Source organism: Terrimonas pollutisoli, from assembly GCF_029360765.1.
Classification (GTDB): Bacteria; Bacteroidota; Bacteroidia; order Chitinophagales; family Chitinophagaceae; genus Terrimonas_B; species Terrimonas_B pollutisoli.
Map to the genome: position 1 here is coordinate 1 of NZ_JARKNA010000016.1, position 18235 is coordinate 18235.

The window sequence follows — 18235 nt, forward strand, 5'->3', positions numbered from 1 at the left end:
GAAATAAAGGCGTTGTTTTTAAGAAAAATACATGCAGTGACCTTTAAGGGGTTCCTGCTAAAACTGGTGATGTTTATTCTGGCTTTTACCCTGAATAAGCTCACCCTTTAACTAGCAACTTGAATTAATTACCTGGAACAAAAACCGAATGCACTACGGCCCCGATAATTTTATGAGTGGAGGATTTTCGGTTGTGACGATGAAAGCAATTTGATTATTCAGTGCCCTGCAATGCAACAGCCGTGATTTTAAAAATCTGACACTTTCCCTGTTGGTTTGTTTGCTGAGAACGGCTGAAGATGCAAAATAGCTGTAAGGCTATCTCCTGGCACTTGTGCTTTTCGAAGGCAGCCAGTCCATCTCAGGTATCAAAGCCCCGCTTTTATAATAATTATTCTGCAGGCTGTCATTCCAGCCATTGGGATTGTGCTCAAAACTTTTACTGCTAAAATAAATGCTGCCCTGTACTTCGGGATATTGTCTCAGCAATTTGATCTGGTTAGGCAATTCATTAGGATTTTTCCACGCGGCGTTTTTTTCATAAGCCCGGTAAATGCCATGGCCGATATACACATGACGGCCGTAACTATGGCGGCTCCACCAGTCGATAAGTTCTTTATAATCGGCCAGCTTATGTCCAATTTCCCAATACAACTGCGGCGCTACATAATCAATCCATCCATTTTCCAGCCACAGCAATATATCAGCATAAAGATCATCGTAATTAGTTTGGCCCGCTTTGGTATTGCTTCCCTCCGGGTCTTTATCACTATTTCTCCAAACACCAAAAGGGCTAATCCCAAATTTGCAGTAAGGTTTTTCTTCTTTTATTACAACGTTCAGTTTTTTAATAATAGAATCGACATTGCTCCGGCGCCAATCATCTTTTGAAAGCTTAGTTCCCGATCTCCAATAAGAAGTTTGATCAGGAAATTCTTTGCCTGGAATGCGGTAGGGATAAAAATAATCGTCCATATGAATGGCGTCAATTGCATATCTTTTTACAATATCCCTCACCACAGCTATTACATGCTGCTGCGCCTCTTTATTTCCCGGGTCAAAATATTTTTTATCACCATAAGTTATGAACCATTCCGGGTGGATGCGGGTGATATGGTTGGGAGCGATAGACGCCGACCTGATGTTGAAGTTGGCACGATAAGGATTTAACCAGGCGTGAAACTCCATTCCTCTTTTATGCGCCTCCTCGATCATAAACTGCAGCGGATCGTAGTAGGGCGAAGGCGAACGACCCTGAACGCCGGTGAGCCATTGGCTCCAGGGCTCCAGCGTCGATGGATAAAAAGCGTCGGCTGAGGGACGAACCTGCACGATAACCGCATTCATCCCGTTTTTTTTATGCTGATCTAACTGGCGTATAAATTCCACCTTTTGGCTATAGACGGTATGCACACCTTTTGAGGGCCAATCGATATTATCAACAGTGGCGATCCATACGCCGCGAAATTCATATTGTGGTTGTGCAAAAACAGAAAAAGCGAAAAAACAAGCAAGGGTAGAAAGCAATAACCTCATAGTTCAGCAAATAATAAATAAAGCGGTGAAATTAACTCAATAAGGGTTAATCAAATTATAAAAAAACTATTGTTGCTTTAACGCTTATTCCGAACCTCTTATTTTATCCAGTAGTTTACTGAGTGTAGCAGCTTCTTCTTCGGTCAGATTGCCTACGATTTTATCCAATTCGTCCTGGCGTTCATCCAAACGTTCCAGCAGTTTTTTTCCCTTATCGGTGATCATTACATCTACCAGACGGCGGTCAGTTTTGCAGGTACCTTTTTTCAGGAGCCCTTTTGCAATTAAGCGATCAACAATGCGGCTGGTATCACTCATTTTATCCAGCATTCGCTCTCTTATCTGCAAAGTGGATAACGGCTGCGGATGGCTGCCGCGCAAGATGCGAAGGATATTAAACTGCTGCGGTGTAATATCCTCGGAGGCAAAAAGCTCTTTCGTCCTTTCCATTACCCAACCATAAGTGAACAACAGGTTCACTCCTGCCCGTTGGTATTCATTGCGGAACTTCGATTGGTGAATGTCATGATCTATACCCATTGCAAAAGGATTGTTTAATAAAAATAGAATAGTTTAAAACGTTCCCTGTCAGCAGCATTTTTGTTTTCACCGGGCTCGATAATTAGCGCAAAGTTAATGTTTCAACATCAAATTAATTTCTTGCATCGTTTATTTGGCCTTTTTTCACACCTGTGTATAAAATCCGGAAACACAGAAATTTTTCATGAAAGGAAATGAACTTTCTTTGTATCACAAGCAAATTATCACACAGTTCCAATCTTACAGCATGAAATTAATTGTTGAGTCCATCAGGAGTTTTTATGAAGGTTTTATATCCTTTTATACCGGCCTCTATAATCAAATGAAACGCTGGTAGGGTTCTGGATTTTCCTTTTTCAGCATCCCACCCAGTTTAAAGATGGTAAAAAGGTGATGCGCTTCATGCAACAGGAAAAAATTTAACCACATTAACAAGCTCATCTTGCCATAAGCAGGATGATTAGCCGTTTTGACAAAATCTGTTTCCTTGAAGGAAAGTATGCCTGCAGCCATCTCTTTGCGGGTCGAAAGTAAATCCTGTATTATTTCCCTGCTTGTTTTAGTACAATTATCAGGAAACAGCGGATCGGCTTCTGCCGTATATGCTGAAAAGTTTGGATTATCTTCTTCAAGAATTTTTTGTACCCGGGTAATAAATGTGTGCTGGTAGGTTTGCAGGTGTACAATATTTTCAAAGATGGACCATTTGCCCGGCTGCACTTGTCTTCTTATTTGTTCATCGGATAAGCCGTCCAGGATATCTAATAGTGATTTGTGCTGGTATTGCAGGCGGGTGGAAACAGAGGATGGAATTTGCATATTGGGATTGGTTTAATGTCTGCTTGTTGTCAAACCGTACTAATCATTGCTCCAGACCTTTGTGCCTTCTGAACAATTGGCACATATATCGATATTCTTTCTGCCCTTCAATATCTGCGATCTGAATTTAGTGTATTCACCGTTTTTCCAGATCTCTTTGAATGATTTTTCTTTCAGGTTCCCAAGTTTGTGTTGCGCATCTTTATCAAAGCAGCAAGGTGCGACCAATCCATCCCAGGTTATCACGGGGTCATGCCAAAGGCGCCAGCATTGATTGGAAAGATTTCCTTTAAACTCAGTTCCTGCAGCCGTTTTCCTGTAGCGGCTGTATTTATCAATGGTTGGGATCAGGTTGTTGGGATCGTTTTCATAATCATAAACCTGTGCTGTTTTAAACCACACATCATCTACGCCAATTTCCTTTGCCATTTTTTTTACCTCTTCGATCTGGTGCTCATTATGTCGTACTACCAGGAATTGGAAAACAACAAAAGGGGTTTTGCTTTTTAATTTTTTTTTCCATTTTACAATATTACGGGCACCTTCCAGCACTTTTTCCAATTTACCACCCACCCGGTATTGCTGGTATGTGTCCTGCGTAGTGCCATCTATTGAAATAATCAGGCGATCAAGGCCGCTTTCAATAGTTCGTTTGGCATTGGCATCAGTTAAATAATGCGCATTGGTTGAAGTGGCGGTATATATTTTTTTTGATGAAGCATATTTTACCATATCCAGGAAAGAAGGATTCAGGTAGGGCTCACCCTGGAAATAAAAAACCAGGTACAAAAGATCTTTGTAAAGCTGATCAATTGTTTCGCTAAAAAAATCTTTTTGTAACATGCCTGTCGGCCTTGTAAAGGCTCCTAGTCCGCTGGGACATTCGGGACAGCGAAGATTGCAGGAAGTGGTGGGCTCAAAAGAAATGGAAACCGGGTATCCCCATTGTATAGGTTTCCTGGTCCATTTGCTCAGGTAGAAGCTACTCAGCACTTTTATCCCATTCCAGGCACGGCGAAAACTTAGTTTAGATAAAAGATTAATCGTATCGTGTCGATTGATGCGGGACATGATTTGTAAAGGTAAGCCGGGAGGCCGTAGAAGATTAAAAGAAATTATCCCACGAGTTAGTTAACCTTTGTTTTCAAGGTGTAAACAAAGAGGCCCGACCATAGGGTGAGGCGGGCCTTTTGTTATCATCCATCCTTGTTCTGTGTCCAATCAGCCGTTTAATATTTTCGATTCTTTCATATATCGTTTGGAAGGATGGTATATAAAGAGACAACTTCCGTTTTTGATCGTATTGATCAGGTAGTTGCTTTCTTTTCTTGGAATAGCGGGACACCCATAGCTACGTCCCATGTACGGGTTTTGATTTAGCCAGTCATCACCAATATAATCGGCTCCATGAATAACGATCCGCCTGCGGACCGCTTTATCATTATAACCTGTTTCAAGCCCCTTCATACGCAGTGAAAGACCATGCTCCCCGTAATAAGTGTTTTGTGTAATATAGAATCCGAGGCTACTTTGCAATGACCTTAGCTTATTTGAAAAACGGGTAGCATACTCTCCACCTGAATTTCGTCCGTGAGCGACATAGGTATTTAACAACACTTCCTTTTTTGCCAAATCCACCACATAAAGTCTTTTGCTGTTAGAAGATTGGCTAAAATCACAAATAGTGAGATAATTCTGTTTACTGATGATTTTTTTCTTTACCAGGTAGTTGTAGCCCTTGTATGCATACTCAAATACCGGCTGCGACAAGCCCATTTCATGTAAGTTGAGTAACAGGTATAAAGATACTATCTCATCTGCCGGCAGCTTTAAACCCACAGGCAGACCAGAAGTTACCGGCACATTTTCAACACTATTATTTTTGGGTAAGCCCAGCCAGGAGAGACTGAACAATGCAAATAACAGGCAACAAATCGATATTGTTACAGGGTTTTTCAAGAGGGTACGGATTTCAAAATACCAAACGCTATTGAGGTCAAAATTAGTATCGGCTTTTAAGAATTGAAAGCAATAAAGTATTGTTTCATGACAGATTGAGCATTATTACGCAGTGATTTGATTCCGCTCAAAGAAAAAATACTTGCTACCATTCAGGGTAACAAGTATTTTATTAATATGTCACTACACTTTTACTTTCTTCCAATTACCTTTTCGGAATAAAATATAAGAAGCAATAGTTATGGCAGTTTCGGCTACGGGTATTGCAATAAAAACACCGGGGGCTCCCATTTCAAAATGTTTAGCCAATAAATAAGCAAGCGGGATTTGGAAGAGCCAGAATCCACAGAGATTGACTATTGTAGGTGTCCAGGTATCTCCTGCACCATTGAATGTATTCATCATGACCATTCCAATACCATAAAAGATATAACCGGAAGTAATGATTCGTAAGGCAACACCGGCGATTTGCTGTACTTCGGGGTCATTGGTGAAAAAAGAAACGAGCCAGTCGCTACAGATGAAAAAGAATACTGTCACAATCGCCATAAAAATGGTATTGTAGCGGATTGTTTTCATCACCGATAATTCAGCCCGTTGCAATTCTTTTGCCCCTAAATTTTGACCCACTAAAGTAGCCGCGGCGTTGCTCAGTCCCCATGCTGGCAGTATAAAGAATAACATCAGGCGTATTGCGGTTTGATAACCCGCCGATCCTTCGTCATTGCCTGTCAGCGCCACTAATCTCGCCAGGAATATCCAGCTGCACGAAGCAATAACAAATTGGAGAATACCGGGTGCGGCGATCCTGGTTAATGACTGGATCACCGGCCAATCTATCTTCCAATGTTCTGTTTTTATTTTCAGCAGGCCACTCCCCTTCAATAAATGAAACAGCTGATAGAAAACACCGATGCTCCTGCCGGTTGTGGTAGCAATGGCTGCCCCTGTTAAGCCAAAGGCCGGGATAGGTCCAAGGCCATTGATGAAAAGCGGACACAGGATGATATTACAAATGTTGGCCAGCCACAAACTTCTCATGGCTATTGCTGCATTACCAGCCCCACGAAAGATACCATTGATCAAAAACAGCAGCATAATTACTACACTGCCTCCCATCATGATGCGGATAAAAGGAGTCCCTTTTATCGCAGCTTCAGGTGAGGCGCCCATTATTTCGAGAATGTTTGTTGCATATACCAATCCAAGAATGCTGATAACAATGGTAATGGCAATAGCTACTAAGATTGCCTGCACGCCTGCATGGGCAGCCGCATCGGTATTTTTTTCTCCCACCCGCCGTGCTACTACGGCAGTGGCGGCCATACTCATTCCTATGGCCAGGGAATAGATAATTGTCAATACTGATTCGGTTAACCCTACTACCTGTATAGCATGACTGCTGTCTTCCAGGTGTCCTACAAAATAAAGGTCAACTACTGCAAACACCGATTCCATCGACATTTCCAGCATCATAGGTATGGCCAGCATGAATACCGCTTTGCGAATGCTGCCAGTGGTGTAATCCATCTCGTCTCCCCGTATAGCTTGCTTCAACAATACATAAAAGGACGAAATCTTATTCGTTGAAATCATTGACTCCGACATGATAAATTCTTTGTATTAAGATGAAATGAAATACAGCAACGGGTTGTTGCTTTTAGTTTATTGTCCGAAAAAAAGGCAGGTTCTGATTTACAATGGGGGCGAACCTTAACACATTTTCATATTCGTATGCTTGACTGGAAATCAAAAATAAGATTTTACTCTCACCGGCAAAAAATAAACAGATGAAACATCCAGGTTCCCTCCGGCCAAAAACAATAAAAAATAAACAGAGGAAATTGAAATTTTGAAGGATAAAGAGCCGGAAATCAACTTGACTGATTTTATAATAATGCAGAATAGGTGTTTTTCCTAATAAGTATTCGACAGAATTGCATTTATTTTTACGACAGATGATTTGAAGATTTGTTTTTCATTAAATTTAATATTCTGATTAGTACTTCATTGAAAGAAAAGTGTTTGTGATCTATCGGATAACCAGGTTCTTGGTACTTTGAATTGTAGCATTTGAGGGATTAGCCGGGGCATGCGCAAAACATTCAACACGGTAGACTAGCCGGCTTTGATGCTTCAAAATCCTAATTCTATAAGAAGAAGTAAGTATTGGTATGAAGTTACCCATTGATACAGTGTTACAGCAAAAATTCAGGAGTTGGTCAAAGTACCTGATCATCACCGTGGGGGTTATTGCTTTGCTGGTGTTGATAGGGTGGCAATTTGATATTACCGGATTAAGACAGATGGGACTGCCCCCAACCTCCATGAACCCATTGACCGCAGTTGGATTTTTAATGACCAGCATAGCTGTGTTTTTATTTCTCCGATCTTCTCACAACAAAACTGCTTTTGTATTAACCATACTTGTTTTGATTATAGGAGTTTCAGAGTTTGGTGGTTTTCTTTTCAATTTCGATTGGCAACTTGACACGGTATTGTATGCCGATAAACTAGCTGAGCAAAGGGGGCGTGGCTTGGTAAACCAAATGGCTCCCAATACTGCTTTTTGTTTTTTACTGGCGGGTATTTCACTAATCCTGTTCAAATATGAAGCAGGTTTACAGCAAAGAACTTCGCATTACCTTGTTCTCATCGTGGCATTTATTGGGATGCTTTCGCTGTTGGGCCGATTATATAATGTAGATACTTCAACCAGTTTTCTTGTTCACATCTCCATGGCTCCGTCCACTGCTTTGTGTTTTTTTCTTTTTTCACTATCGGTTCTTTTTGCAGATGCGGACAAGGGAGTAATGAAAGAGTTTACCAGCAGCCTGGTCGGAAGTGTCCTGGCAAGAGTATTGATACCAGCGGCCATCATCATTCCTGCGGTATTAGGTTTATTGCATTTGCAGGGATATTGGAAGGGGATCTATAATAATGAATTCGGAACTGCTCTTTACTCTTTAAGCATCATTTTTATTTTTGTGGCTATAATCTGGTATAATGCCTACCTGCTAAATAAAAGAGATCTGCTCCGCAAACAAACTGAAAATGCATTGCGGGATAGTGAGCAACATATACAAGCCATTTTTCACAGCGCTCCCGATGCCGTAATCGTGATGGATAGTAAGGGAATTATCACCAAGTGGAATCCTGAAGCTGAGCATCTTTTGGGTTGGAAGGAAGAAGAAACAAGAGGCAGACTGCTGGCAGAGTTAATAATACCGGAAGAGTTCAGGGAAGCACACAAAAAGGGGTTAGAACGTTTTTTACAGACCGGCGAGAGCCGGATAATTGGAAAGACAATTGACCTCTGGGCAATAAAAAAAAACCGGGAAAGCATCGATGTTTCTTTACGCATCTCACCCCTATTGCTGGAAGGAAAACGGTTTTTTATTGGCTTTGTGAGAGATATTACTGAGAAAAAAGAAATAGAAAACAGGTTAAAGACTTTTAATGAAGAACTATCCCGCCAGGTAGAAGAAAAAACCAATGAGCTCACTGATATTTTTGAACGGATCACCGACGGGTTCATTGCATTGGATAAAAATTTTAATTATACCTACGTCAATGAAAAAGCGGGTGAACTCATTCACCGTGATCCGGCCTCGCTTATTGGAAAAAATGTATGGGAAGAATTTCCGCTGACAGTTGGCTCTGAAACTTACCATGCTTTTATAAAAGCAATGACGGAGCAAACTTATGTTGCCAATACCGATTATTATGCGCCTTTAAATTTGTGGCAAGCCAACTATATTTATCCTTCACCGAATGGGTTGTCGATTTTTATCCGGGATATTTCTGAACAGAAAAAAGCAGAAACGGAAGTTAATAAGGCGAGGGACCTGGCGGAAAAACTGATCGGAAGCCTTCCCGGTGTATTTTATTTCTTTGATGCAAACGGAAGATTCATACGCTGGAACAGGGAGTTTGAAAGAGTGACAGGATATACGTCGAAAGAAATAGAAAACATGCACCCCACTGACTTTTTTGGTGAAGAATCGAAAGCCTATATAGTGCAAAGAATAGAAAGTGTTTTCCTGGAAGGCATCAACGATGCAGAGGCAAGTTTTTTAACGAAAGATGGACGAAGAATACCCTACTATTTTAAAGCAGTATTGATAAATTTTGAAGGCAAGCCCTGCCTGTTGGGTAATGGAATTGATATTGCCGAACGAAAGAGGGCTGAAGAAGAATTAATTTCCTCTGAACAAAAATATAAGTTCCTGTTTGAGAATAACCCGCTTTCGATGTGGATGCTAAGTTTACCGGATTACAATGTCGTTGACGTTAATAATGTGGCCTTATTGAAATATGGATATACTAAAGAAGAATTTTTAAACCTGTCCATGGCTGATTTTCGGCCCAAAGAAGATGTCGAACGTTTTAAAGCAAGTACCAATACTTCATTCAGGGGTATTTATCATGCAGGTGTTTGGCGACATTTAAAAAAAGACGGAACGATCATTTATGTCGATATTTATACTCATGACTTTTATTATAAGGGACAACAAACAAGACTCGTGTTGGCGAATGATATCACAGAAAAACATATTGCCGAACAAAAGCTAAAGGAGTCTTATGAATCGATCAGAAAACTCACCGGACACCTTCAAAATGTAAGAGAAGAAGAGCGGCTCCATATCTCCCGTGAAATTCATGATGAATTGGGGCAATTGCTGACCGTTTTGAAAATGGATGTATCCTGGTTAAATAAGAGGATAGAGCCGGAGAATGCGGCTGCAAAGGAAAAATTGGCGGAAATACTAGGACTCATTGATTCTACCGTAAAATCAGTAAGACGGATAGCTTCAGAACTCCGGCCCACTTTATTGGATGATCTTGGCTTGCTTGCAGCAATGGAATGGCACCTGGAAGAATTTGAACGACGATCGGGTATTGAAACAGAAAGTTCATTGCTGGAAATAGAACAACCTCTGCCTGATGCACTTAAAATAGGACTTTTCCGTATTTTTCAGGAGTCATTGACAAATGTTGCCAGGCATTCCGGAGCGAAAAAAGTAAAGGTGAGCCTGCAGCAAAGGGATAAGGAGTTAGTATTGACAGTGCATGACAATGGAAAAGGGTTTGATGAATCGGGTACCGTAAAGAAAACACTGGGCTTACTGGGAATGAAAGAAAGAACCCTAATGATGGGTGGTCAATATAACATTTCCGGCATAATTGGTGAGGGAACTACCGTAACGGTTGCTGTTCCATTGCCCGACGCCGACCTGTAAAAACAAAACCTCACTATGCTAAAAATTCTAATTGCAGACGATCATGCCATAGTCCGACGTGGATTAAAACAATTATTGCTGGAGGAATACCCCTCTGCTGTAATTGGCGAAGTGTCGGATACAGAGGATCTTTTAAAAGAGATTATCAGCAATGGTTGGGATATTGTCATTTGCGATATGAACATGCCTGGCCGTAGCGGACTGGATGCCCTGGGCCAAATAAAACAAGTATCACCTAACCTGCCAGTGCTTATAATGAGCATGTATCCCGAAGAGCAGTATGCTTTGCGGGTATTAAAAGCCGGAGCTTCCGGCTACCTCGAAAAAGAAAGCATTCACGATAATGTGATCAAAGCCATACAAACCGTCAAGCTGGGCAAAAAGTTTATTACGCCGACAATTGCCGAGCGCCTGGCCGAAGCCTTTCACAATACAAATAACAAACAGCCGCATGAATTGCTATCGGACAGGGAGTTTGATGTATTTAAATTAATAGCGTCAGGCAAGTCTGTATCCGAGATTGCCAGCCAGCTATCACTCAGCACAACCACAGTAAGTACCTACAGGTCAAGAATCCTGGAAAAAATGGGAATCAAATCCAATGCGGATCTTACACGGTATGCCCTCGAGAAAAAACTCATTTAAACATTTTGCATGTAGTATAAACTCTACATTATTTAAAAAATCAAGGCTACAAGCGGCATGGACCCAAAAATCTATTTTGCAGCAGGTTGAATTTCTGCTAATCCAACACCTGCCACGTTATGTTGAGGATAATTATTGCTGACGATCACCCTGTCGTCATGCAGGCTTTAAAAAAAATAGTAGAAGAAGAATTTCCGGGTGTGTATGTAGAAGAAGTATCAAACACTCCGTCTCTTCTTGAAAAAGTCTTGCATGAGGAATGGGACCTTGTAATCTCCGACCTTGCTATGCCAGGTGGCGGTGGCCTTGTTGCGCTTAAGAAAATAAAAGCAGTGAAGAAAAAATTGCCGGTACTCATCCTTAGTACTTACCCGGCTGATCAATATGCAACCAGGTTAATCAAAGCAGGGGCCGAAGATTTTATTAGCAAGGATGGGTTACCAGGCGACCTTATCAAATCAATCCGTGTTATACTCGGGCCGGAAAAAAAAAACGACTGAACAACAGCATTTGCTAAGGGTTAATTAAGCGTTTTTTTGTAGTTGTTTATCTACAAAACAGCAATGATTTGATAAACTAACAATAATAATACGATTACTTAGTTTTAGCTTTTTACTTCATTACATTTGCCACAATTCGTAGTTGAAGTTCCTTATCCAGACAATGCGTTTGAAATATTCATGAAAACCAAGGTTGAATAAAATATCCCTAATGAAAAAAGCATGCTGGACCACTTTGAGACGTCTTATCGGCAACCACCCATCTCAGGCCGATTTATTCCTGACGTTAATCAATGAAGAAGGGGAAATTTCCTGTGCCAATGCCAGGATGGTTAGAAAGCTTGAACTGAATGACCCCCGCCAATCTGCCATTAATTTTTTTGACCTGGTACACCCCGCCAATGTCGGCGACCTAAAAAAAACGCTGATTTCAATCCCGGAAGATAATGACCCGGTAGCTATTGAACTATATGTGAAGAACGGCCATTACCAACCAATGAAATGGAAATTGATAAGGCTTCAAAACGGGGGAAATGAAAAAAAATATTTCTGTGCCGGGTATACAATCGTAGACGATGAAAGATTAAAGAGGTTCAAAGATTTAGTACAAAACAATTCCCAGCAAATTGTTGAAGGGCTCAGTGGTGTCATTTTTCATGATAGTAATGGCGAATTGATTGCTGCCAATCAAAAAGCCGCAGCCATTTTCAACACAACCCTTGAAAATTTATATCAGCTAAAAAACATTTCCTGGTTTTGGGACAATGAATGGCAAATAACAAATGAAAACGGAAAAAAAGTAGCTTTTACAGAAGCTCCTTTCATCAAAGCTATTCACACGGGTCAGGTTCAAACACAAAGTCTCATTATCCGTCTTCACAATGGCGAGAACAGGTGTCTTTTGTTCAACTCTCAACCTTTGCCGGATGAAGAAGACCCCAATCAGTTTTATGCAGTATCACACTTGATAGATATAACACCGGAGCGTCACTTGCTCAACCAGCTAAAGGATGGGCAGGCTATGATCAGCGCTTTCTTCCAACAAACACCGACACTTTCGTGGGTGATTGACGAGGAAACGAATATAAAATTTGCCAGCGATGCCTTTTATAAATATTTTGATGTCGAAGAAAAGGATTGCATCAATGTAAAAATTGCTGAAGTAGTGCCCCCCTCAGTTTACCGGGCACTGTACGAAAAACACCTGGAAGTATTTAAAACGTGTAAACCGGTACAAGCTACAGAAAAGATTAAATGGGCCGACGGCACGCAGTCCATTTCTCATATCAATATTTTTCCCATTTGCTCTGTTACCGGTAAAAGCAAGTTAGTAGGTGGTCACGCTATTAATTTGCCTGACAAAAGCAAACTGGAAAAGGATTTGAAAGAAGCACATGAACGACTGTTAAACCTCAGCCGTGCTACTTCGGATGCTATTTGGGAATGGGATATGCAGACGGGTCAAATATTCCGTAACGAGGCGTTGATGGAAATGATCGGCTATCAACTTGACAACTCCAGGGGTCTTTCATGGTGGCTTCGCCGAATACATCCGGAAGATCGCAACCGCCTGGCCGATAAGATAAAGGAAGCAACTGAAAACTTCCAGCAATCCTGGCATGATGAATATAGGTTCAAGTGCGCCGATGGCAGCTACAAGCATGTGGAGGATAAAGGTTTTGTGGTATACGAAAATGGGTTGCCGGTAAAAATGATTGGCTCTTTACAAGATGTTTCTTCCCTGAAAGAGCTGGAAAATGAACTGGCTAATGTGCAAATGCAAAAGCAAAAGGAAATATCGGAGACCATTATCAAGATGCAGGAGAAGGAAAGGACACGTATTGGCCATGAACTGCATGATAATGTCAACCAGATATTATCAACGGTTAAACTATTTTTTGACGGCGTAGTTCCCTCTAATGCCGAACAAAAACAACTAAAGCAAAAAAGCATTGAATACCTGCAACTGGCAATTGAAGAAATTCGTAAACTGTCCAAGGAGTTGGTCACCCCGCAGTTGAAAGAAGGAAAGCTTACCGATACCATTAACACAATGATCGACGATCTTCAATTGACCGGGGCGTTAAAAATCAGTTTTACCCACAATGTTGACGATACCTTATTATCCGGAAGCAAAAAAATAACACTATACCGCATTTTGCAGGAACAGCTTAAGAATATCATCCAGCATAGTAATGCAACCACTACCCAGGTCTCGTTGCAAACAATAAACGATGCCGTTGTTCTTACTATAACCGATAATGGAAGGGGATTTGATCCGCACCAAACACGGCAAGGAATAGGATTGGCTAATATCCATGAACGAACCCAGTTTTATAATGGAACCGTTGATGTTACATCTGCTATTGGCAAGGGTTGTACGCTGGCTGTAACCATACCGGTGAAATAAAACAAACCCTACAGGCAGGAATCTCTTAGCATCTTCATATATGCTGGCCCTTTTTCCCGCGCAAACCGGATATTTCTTTCGGGAATTTGCTCCGGGTTTGGATAATGCTGCAAGGCCTTTTCAATACTTTCTTCTTTTAATAAATGAAGCATTGGATAAGGAGACCTGTTGGTATAATTAGCAGCATCATCGGGCGATGCTTCCGCAAAACGATAATGGGGATGAAAACTGGCCAGCTGGTATACGCCTTCGTATCCTTTTCGTTTTAGTAGTTTTTCGGCTTCACGCAACAAGACCAGGTACTCGTTAAATGAAAAAAATCCTTTGGAAAAAATTAAAAGGCTGGTCTCAATTTCAGTTTGGCTATCCAGTCGCTGGCATTCATTTATAAATAGCTGCAGGGATTTTTTCAGGTTTGTTTCAGTCACTACCTCGTAATGAATACTGTTTCTTTTTATTTCTCTGGCAGCAAACGGACAAAAATTGCAGGCAATCACTACGTCAACGATCCATTTTTTTGTTTGCTCAATAACCTTGCTGGCATTTTCCATTCAACGAAGATAAAAATCAAATTAGCAGATGTCTTCAATTTGATAAAGGTTGCCGTTGATAGAAGCGGTATCGTTTCTCCGGAGACCCATTAAGGCTTTACCCATTGGTGATCCTGGTGAAAGAGCAATCACAGTTTTTCCATCTATTATTATTTTTCCAATGGCAACACTCAGAAACAAATAGCCTTTATTCGTTTTCACAAGACTTCCATTGGTAATCCCTTGGGTTGAAATGGCAGGATCTATTTGTTCAAACAATGCTTTCTGAACCAAAGCATCTTGTAACTGGCGGCTTGTTTTCTCCTGGTCGAGCTGCAGCATAGCCAAAGCGGTTTCATGTTTATCACCAGCGGTACTCTTGGTTTCGTTACTGCTGCTTTCTTTTAAATCCAATAGTTCCTGTTGCAGCATCGAAACCTTATCGAGCACTGTTTGCAAAAAGCGATTGTAGACCTTAATCTTAAAAGCTGGCTCTATCATCTTCTTTGGTAAAGAAAATTAGTAATGTGCTATCAGGTCAGCCTGGCCATCAGGATCATTCTTTGCACTGCCGGCGCTGCTGATCGCATTTCCTCTTAACAATAGTAAACCTGCAACATGCGGCGCCGCCATGGAAGTGCCGCTCAGGTAAGCATAGCGTCCGTTGGTAAATGTAGATAATATGCGGACTCCTGGCGCTGCAAAATCCACTACATCATTTCCATAGTTAGAAAACTTTGCAAAGTTATCAAGACTGTCGACTGCTGATACCGTGTAGACATTTGCGGCATTGGCCCTGGCGGGAGAATATTTGTTAGCCAGCGATTTTTCGTTACCTGCGGCAATGGAGATATAAATGCCTTTAGCCGCTGTGTTTTTAACCTGCTGATCAAGGGTAGTTGAAATCCCCTCCTCATCACCCACACTCAGGTTCACCACATCACCCGCTGACGCATTACTGCTTACATAAGCCAGTGCATTGATAATGTTTGATAATAAGCCTTTGCCATCCTTATCCAACACCCTGAGTGAAATCAATGTGGCGCCTGAGGCAACACCCAATACACCAAAGGTGTTATTCTTAGCCCCAATGATTCCGGCAATATGGGTGCCATGACCGTTTTCATCTTCCGCTGAACTTTGACCGCTGATAAATGACTTGCTGAGTGTAGCATCGACCGTAAGATCAGGATGGGCAAAATCTATCCCGGTATCGATGATCCAGGCTCGTTTGCCAATACCATTTCCATAGCCAACGCGGTTAATATTCCAGGTGATTAACCGGGGGGCAGCTACGGTAAAACAGGTACCCAGCGAAATGATCCTGTCGGGTTCTATGGCAGCCACTGTTTCATCTTGTGCCAGCCGCTTTGCTTCATCAGATGATAAACGGGCTACAAAACCGGCATTGCGGCCTTCGAAACTTCTTTTCAATGCCTGCCTTGCGATATGATGTCTTTCCAGCACATTACTGTTCAATTCATTAGACCTTCGGGAACTAATCGTCCTAGTCTCTTCTGCTGAAGTTTTGTAAACGACGATATACTGGCCTTCTAAGGTGTCATTAGAAATGATGAAACTAGTCTGAACACAGTCATCAATATCGTCGCCCGGGTTCTTTGTTATGGAGTCATTGGCTGATTTTTTACAACTGTAAAATAACACCAACGTTAAAAGGCATGCAGGGAGAAGTTTGTTAAGGGTCATGGCGAAATATTAAGCTTATCCTTAACGCATTTTCCATGCCTTATTGGCGTCTTATAAGCTGCTTTAACAGCTTTTTATAAAGATGGTGTTGGCCGAATGTCAGCTAATTGTAATCCTGTTTTTTGAAGCCCAAAAAATGGCAACAAAAAATTTATGATAATTCTTCAAAACGGCCGGTGAGTTTATTTTTTCGAACATTATTCCAGTTGAAGTAGCGACCGTTCATGGCAACATAAACTCCGGCAGGCAATGTCTGCACAAAAGCCATAGCGCCGCCCAGGTTAAATAAGCCATCGGAGCTACCGAATTTAATCGGGATCATGGCGCCGGTTAATACAATTGTTTTACCAGTAACATTTTTTGCCAACACACGGGCTGTTTCGGCCATGGTGTCGGTGCCGTGTGTAATGATGATTTTGTCTTCAGGGCATAGCCTGCATTGCTCCACAATTCCTTCTCTATCTTTTTCCGTCATTTCTAAACTGTCGATCAGCATCAGTGTCGTAATCACAACAGGCACTTTATTACGGCCTAATTCCAGCAAGTCGTGCAGGTGAGTGTCTTTAAAATATAGTTCGCCGTTGAGTTCATTATATTCTTTGTCAAATGTTCCACCGGTGATAAAAATTCTGATTGACATAAGCAAGCTATTGGTTTTGATAAATGAAATTAATGAATCAAATGATTGAAATTCTTATCGACTGTTTGTAAAATCGCTTTTGATAGGTGCTTCAAAAATTTGTGATCCGATAAAAGCACTAAAAGTCCCTGTTAAACCAATTCAATTTGAAGGAATCAAAGCAGTAGTCAATGCATAACGGATAATAAGAGTATAAACTTATGCATCGTAAAATTCCGTGCAAAAAACGCAGTGAATGTGGTGTAGAATTTTAGGACGATGTGAGTAAATGAATACTCATTTGATTTTTTATTCCCGTTATAAAAATTGGGCGAAATTTTTGCTTTCAATTCATAAACCACAGAGGAATGGGGCTACCAGTGCAAACAGCGATGATAATTGATGATGAAGCAGATCTTGGCCTGTTGCTCGCCGCTATTTTGGAAGCGAGAAAAATACATACGCTGATCGTTAACACATTGGAAGAAGCAGAAATCTATCTTTCCTACCTAAAACCGACGGTTATCTTTCTCGATAATAATTTTCCCGGGGGGCTTGGTGTGAATTTTATTCATAAGATCAAAGAGTCTGATAATGAGATCAAGATCATTATGATGACTGCGGACTCTTCACCCTGGATCCGGGAAAAAGCTATTGATGAGGGGATCCATTATTTTCTCCGGAAACCTTTTACCAGGAGGGCCGTTGACCTGGTATTGGACAAACTTAATTTTAGAAGAGTGCCCGTTCAAAGGGATTAACAACTTCTTCTTTTATTTCGCCAGCTTCAGGTTTGCAATGACGATTCCTGTAAATACCAACAGCATGCTTATAATATGAGTCGTTGTAAATTCTTCGTGTAAAATCAAGGCGGCTTCGATACTGCTGAATACGGGTATCAGGTTTCCAAACAAAGCCGTTCGGCCCGCGCCTAATTTTCCAATAGCCAGGTTCCAGCATAGAAAACTAATAACGGAGGTGCCTAATCCAAGGTAGATGATGACAAGCAAAAGATTGATATTCCATTCAACTTTCGGCGCATGTGAAATTTCCCACAGATAAAATGGAAATAACAACAGTGTTCCTATACAAAAAAGAATAGCCAGGTAATTAACCGGCGACAAACCCACTGGTTTTCTTTTTACCAGTGTATTGTACACCGCAAAACAAAAAGCTGCTAATAAGATCCAGCCATCACCGGCTGTAAACCGGAAGTTGAGCAGGTTAGAGATGTTTCCCTTTGACAAGAGATACAGAACACCGGCCAGGCAAAGTAACATACCGGCAATTTTTAATTGACCGATCTTCTCGTTTAAGAAAATCCGGGCCAGCACAATGGCAATGATGGGAGAGGAAGTAGTACCGATCAGGGCGAGATTGATCGCAGTAGAATAATGAGCGCCGATATAAACGAATGTATTGAAAAGAGCAATACCTGTTAAAGCCGCCCAAAACAAATGCCCTCCTGACCGTTTCACTATTTTCCACTCCGTCTTCAGTCGCTTAATAACAAAAGGGATAATAATAATAGCAGCCGTCAGCCAGCGATAAAATGCAAGACTGACAGGTGGAATTTGTTTGATCACACCCCGGGCCGCAATAAAATTGCCGGACCAAATGATGACTGCCAGCAGGGCAAGGCCGATACCGATATAAACATTTTTTGCAGGAGTGGTATGCATGGAGAATGGCGACGAAGATAGTTTGGAAGATTGAATAAAGCTTTA

Annotated in this window: 16 protein-coding genes and 1 pseudogene; 6 read left to right on the forward strand and 11 right to left on the reverse strand. The window is 41.3% G+C overall.

From position 1 onward, the window contains the following. Window positions 1–111 (forward strand): annotated as a pseudogene (locus P2W73_RS20005) (IS982 family transposase); the annotation flags it as partial. A gap of 207 nt (window positions 112–318) precedes the next feature. Here the strand turns inward: P2W73_RS20005 and P2W73_RS20010 are convergent. The 6 genes from P2W73_RS20010 to P2W73_RS20035 form a co-directional block, all read right to left on the reverse strand. After that, complete coding sequence (locus tag P2W73_RS20010) at window positions 319–1536, reverse strand: glycoside hydrolase family 10-like protein (protein WP_276503874.1); 1218 nt, start codon at window positions 1534–1536, stop codon at window positions 319–321. Between the two features lie 84 nt (window positions 1537–1620). Then, complete coding sequence (locus tag P2W73_RS20015; protein WP_276503875.1) at window positions 1621–2076, reverse strand: MarR family winged helix-turn-helix transcriptional regulator; 456 nt, start codon at window positions 2074–2076, stop codon at window positions 1621–1623. A gap of 318 nt (window positions 2077–2394) precedes the next feature. Then, the gene (locus P2W73_RS20020; RefSeq protein WP_276503876.1) at window positions 2395–2895 is read right to left on the reverse strand and encodes a DinB family protein; all 501 of its coding nucleotides are present in this window, start codon (window positions 2893–2895) and stop codon (window positions 2395–2397) included. A gap of 39 nt (window positions 2896–2934) precedes the next feature. Beyond that, window positions 2935–3966, reverse strand: coding sequence for a radical SAM/SPASM domain-containing protein (locus P2W73_RS20025; RefSeq protein ID WP_276503877.1), 1032 nt, complete (start codon window positions 3964–3966; stop codon window positions 2935–2937). 150 nt (window positions 3967–4116) lie between these two features. Further along, complete coding sequence (locus P2W73_RS20030; RefSeq protein ID WP_276503878.1) at window positions 4117–4854, reverse strand: murein L,D-transpeptidase catalytic domain family protein; 738 nt, start codon at window positions 4852–4854, stop codon at window positions 4117–4119. 183 nt (window positions 4855–5037) lie between these two features. Next, the gene (locus P2W73_RS20035; protein ID WP_276503879.1) at window positions 5038–6462 is read right to left on the reverse strand and encodes an MATE family efflux transporter; all 1425 of its coding nucleotides are present in this window, start codon (window positions 6460–6462) and stop codon (window positions 5038–5040) included. 566 nt (window positions 6463–7028) lie between these two features. On the opposite strand from P2W73_RS20035, the gene P2W73_RS20040 reads away from it, so the two are divergent. The 4 genes from P2W73_RS20040 (at window position 7029) to P2W73_RS20055 (ending at window position 13652) form a co-directional block, all read left to right on the forward strand. Beyond that, entirely contained in the window at window positions 7029–10097 is a 3069-nt protein-coding gene (locus P2W73_RS20040) for a PAS domain S-box protein (RefSeq protein ID WP_276503880.1), read from the forward strand. 15 nt (window positions 10098–10112) lie between these two features. Then, on the forward strand, window positions 10113–10742 hold the full coding sequence (locus P2W73_RS20045; RefSeq protein WP_276503881.1) for a response regulator: 630 nt from the start codon (window positions 10113–10115) through the stop codon (window positions 10740–10742). Between the two features lie 119 nt (window positions 10743–10861). Continuing rightward, window positions 10862–11242, forward strand: a complete 381-nt coding sequence (locus tag P2W73_RS20050; protein ID WP_276503882.1) for a response regulator — start codon at window positions 10862–10864, stop codon at window positions 11240–11242. A gap of 211 nt (window positions 11243–11453) precedes the next feature. Next, the gene (locus P2W73_RS20055) at window positions 11454–13652 is read left to right on the forward strand and encodes a sensor histidine kinase (RefSeq protein WP_276503883.1); all 2199 of its coding nucleotides are present in this window, start codon (window positions 11454–11456) and stop codon (window positions 13650–13652) included. Between the two features lie 8 nt (window positions 13653–13660). Here the strand turns inward: P2W73_RS20055 and P2W73_RS20060 are convergent, their stop codons facing one another. From P2W73_RS20060 to P2W73_RS20075, 4 genes are all read right to left on the reverse strand, one after another. Next, window positions 13661–14203 (reverse strand): DUF1415 domain-containing protein, encoded by a 543-nt coding sequence (locus P2W73_RS20060; RefSeq protein ID WP_276503884.1) that lies wholly within the window; start codon window positions 14201–14203, stop codon window positions 13661–13663. A gap of 21 nt (window positions 14204–14224) precedes the next feature. Further along, on the reverse strand, window positions 14225–14683 hold the full coding sequence (locus P2W73_RS20065; RefSeq protein ID WP_276503885.1) for a hypothetical protein: 459 nt from the start codon (window positions 14681–14683) through the stop codon (window positions 14225–14227). A gap of 18 nt (window positions 14684–14701) precedes the next feature. Continuing rightward, window positions 14702–15889, reverse strand: a complete 1188-nt coding sequence (locus tag P2W73_RS20070; RefSeq protein ID WP_276503886.1) for a S8 family peptidase — start codon at window positions 15887–15889, stop codon at window positions 14702–14704. Between the two features lie 151 nt (window positions 15890–16040). Further along, the gene (locus tag P2W73_RS20075) at window positions 16041–16529 is read right to left on the reverse strand and encodes an asparaginase domain-containing protein (RefSeq protein ID WP_276503887.1); all 489 of its coding nucleotides are present in this window, start codon (window positions 16527–16529) and stop codon (window positions 16041–16043) included. 347 nt (window positions 16530–16876) lie between these two features. On the opposite strand from P2W73_RS20075, the gene P2W73_RS20080 reads away from it, so the two are divergent. After that, entirely contained in the window at window positions 16877–17269 is a 393-nt protein-coding gene (locus P2W73_RS20080) for a response regulator (RefSeq protein WP_276503888.1), read from the forward strand. 12 nt (window positions 17270–17281) lie between these two features. Here the strand turns inward: P2W73_RS20080 and P2W73_RS20085 are convergent, their stop codons facing one another. Beyond that, window positions 17282–18190 (reverse strand): DMT family transporter, encoded by a 909-nt coding sequence (locus tag P2W73_RS20085; RefSeq protein ID WP_276503889.1) that lies wholly within the window; start codon window positions 18188–18190, stop codon window positions 17282–17284. Between the last annotated feature and the right edge of the window lie 45 nt (window positions 18191–18235).

Coding starts and splice junctions, on each gene's coding strand:
- P2W73_RS20010 (WP_276503874.1), bottom strand. CDS start 1,536: ATGAGGTTATTGCTTTCTACCCTTGCTTGTTTTTTCGCTTTTTCTGTT.
- P2W73_RS20015 (WP_276503875.1), bottom strand. CDS start 2,076: ATGGGTATAGATCATGACATTCACCAATCGAAGTTCCGCAATGAATAC.
- P2W73_RS20020 (WP_276503876.1), bottom strand. CDS start 2,895: ATGCAAATTCCATCCTCTGTTTCCACCCGCCTGCAATACCAGCACAAA.
- P2W73_RS20025 (WP_276503877.1), bottom strand. CDS start 3,966: ATGTCCCGCATCAATCGACACGATACGATTAATCTTTTATCTAAACTA.
- P2W73_RS20035 (WP_276503879.1), bottom strand. CDS start 6,462: ATGTCGGAGTCAATGATTTCAACGAATAAGATTTCGTCCTTTTATGTA.
- P2W73_RS20040 (WP_276503880.1), top strand. CDS start 7,029: ATGAAGTTACCCATTGATACAGTGTTACAGCAAAAATTCAGGAGTTGG.
- P2W73_RS20045 (WP_276503881.1), top strand. CDS start 10,113: ATGCTAAAAATTCTAATTGCAGACGATCATGCCATAGTCCGACGTGGA.
- P2W73_RS20050 (WP_276503882.1), top strand. CDS start 10,862: ATGTTGAGGATAATTATTGCTGACGATCACCCTGTCGTCATGCAGGCT.
- P2W73_RS20055 (WP_276503883.1), top strand. CDS start 11,454: ATGAAAAAAGCATGCTGGACCACTTTGAGACGTCTTATCGGCAACCAC.
- P2W73_RS20060 (WP_276503884.1), bottom strand. CDS start 14,203: ATGGAAAATGCCAGCAAGGTTATTGAGCAAACAAAAAAATGGATCGTT.
- P2W73_RS20065 (WP_276503885.1), bottom strand. CDS start 14,683: ATGATAGAGCCAGCTTTTAAGATTAAGGTCTACAATCGCTTTTTGCAA.
- P2W73_RS20070 (WP_276503886.1), bottom strand. CDS start 15,889: ATGACCCTTAACAAACTTCTCCCTGCATGCCTTTTAACGTTGGTGTTA.
- P2W73_RS20075 (WP_276503887.1), bottom strand. CDS start 16,529: ATGTCAATCAGAATTTTTATCACCGGTGGAACATTTGACAAAGAATAT.
- P2W73_RS20080 (WP_276503888.1), top strand. CDS start 16,877: ATGGGGCTACCAGTGCAAACAGCGATGATAATTGATGATGAAGCAGAT.
- P2W73_RS20085 (WP_276503889.1), bottom strand. CDS start 18,190: ATGCATACCACTCCTGCAAAAAATGTTTATATCGGTATCGGCCTTGCC.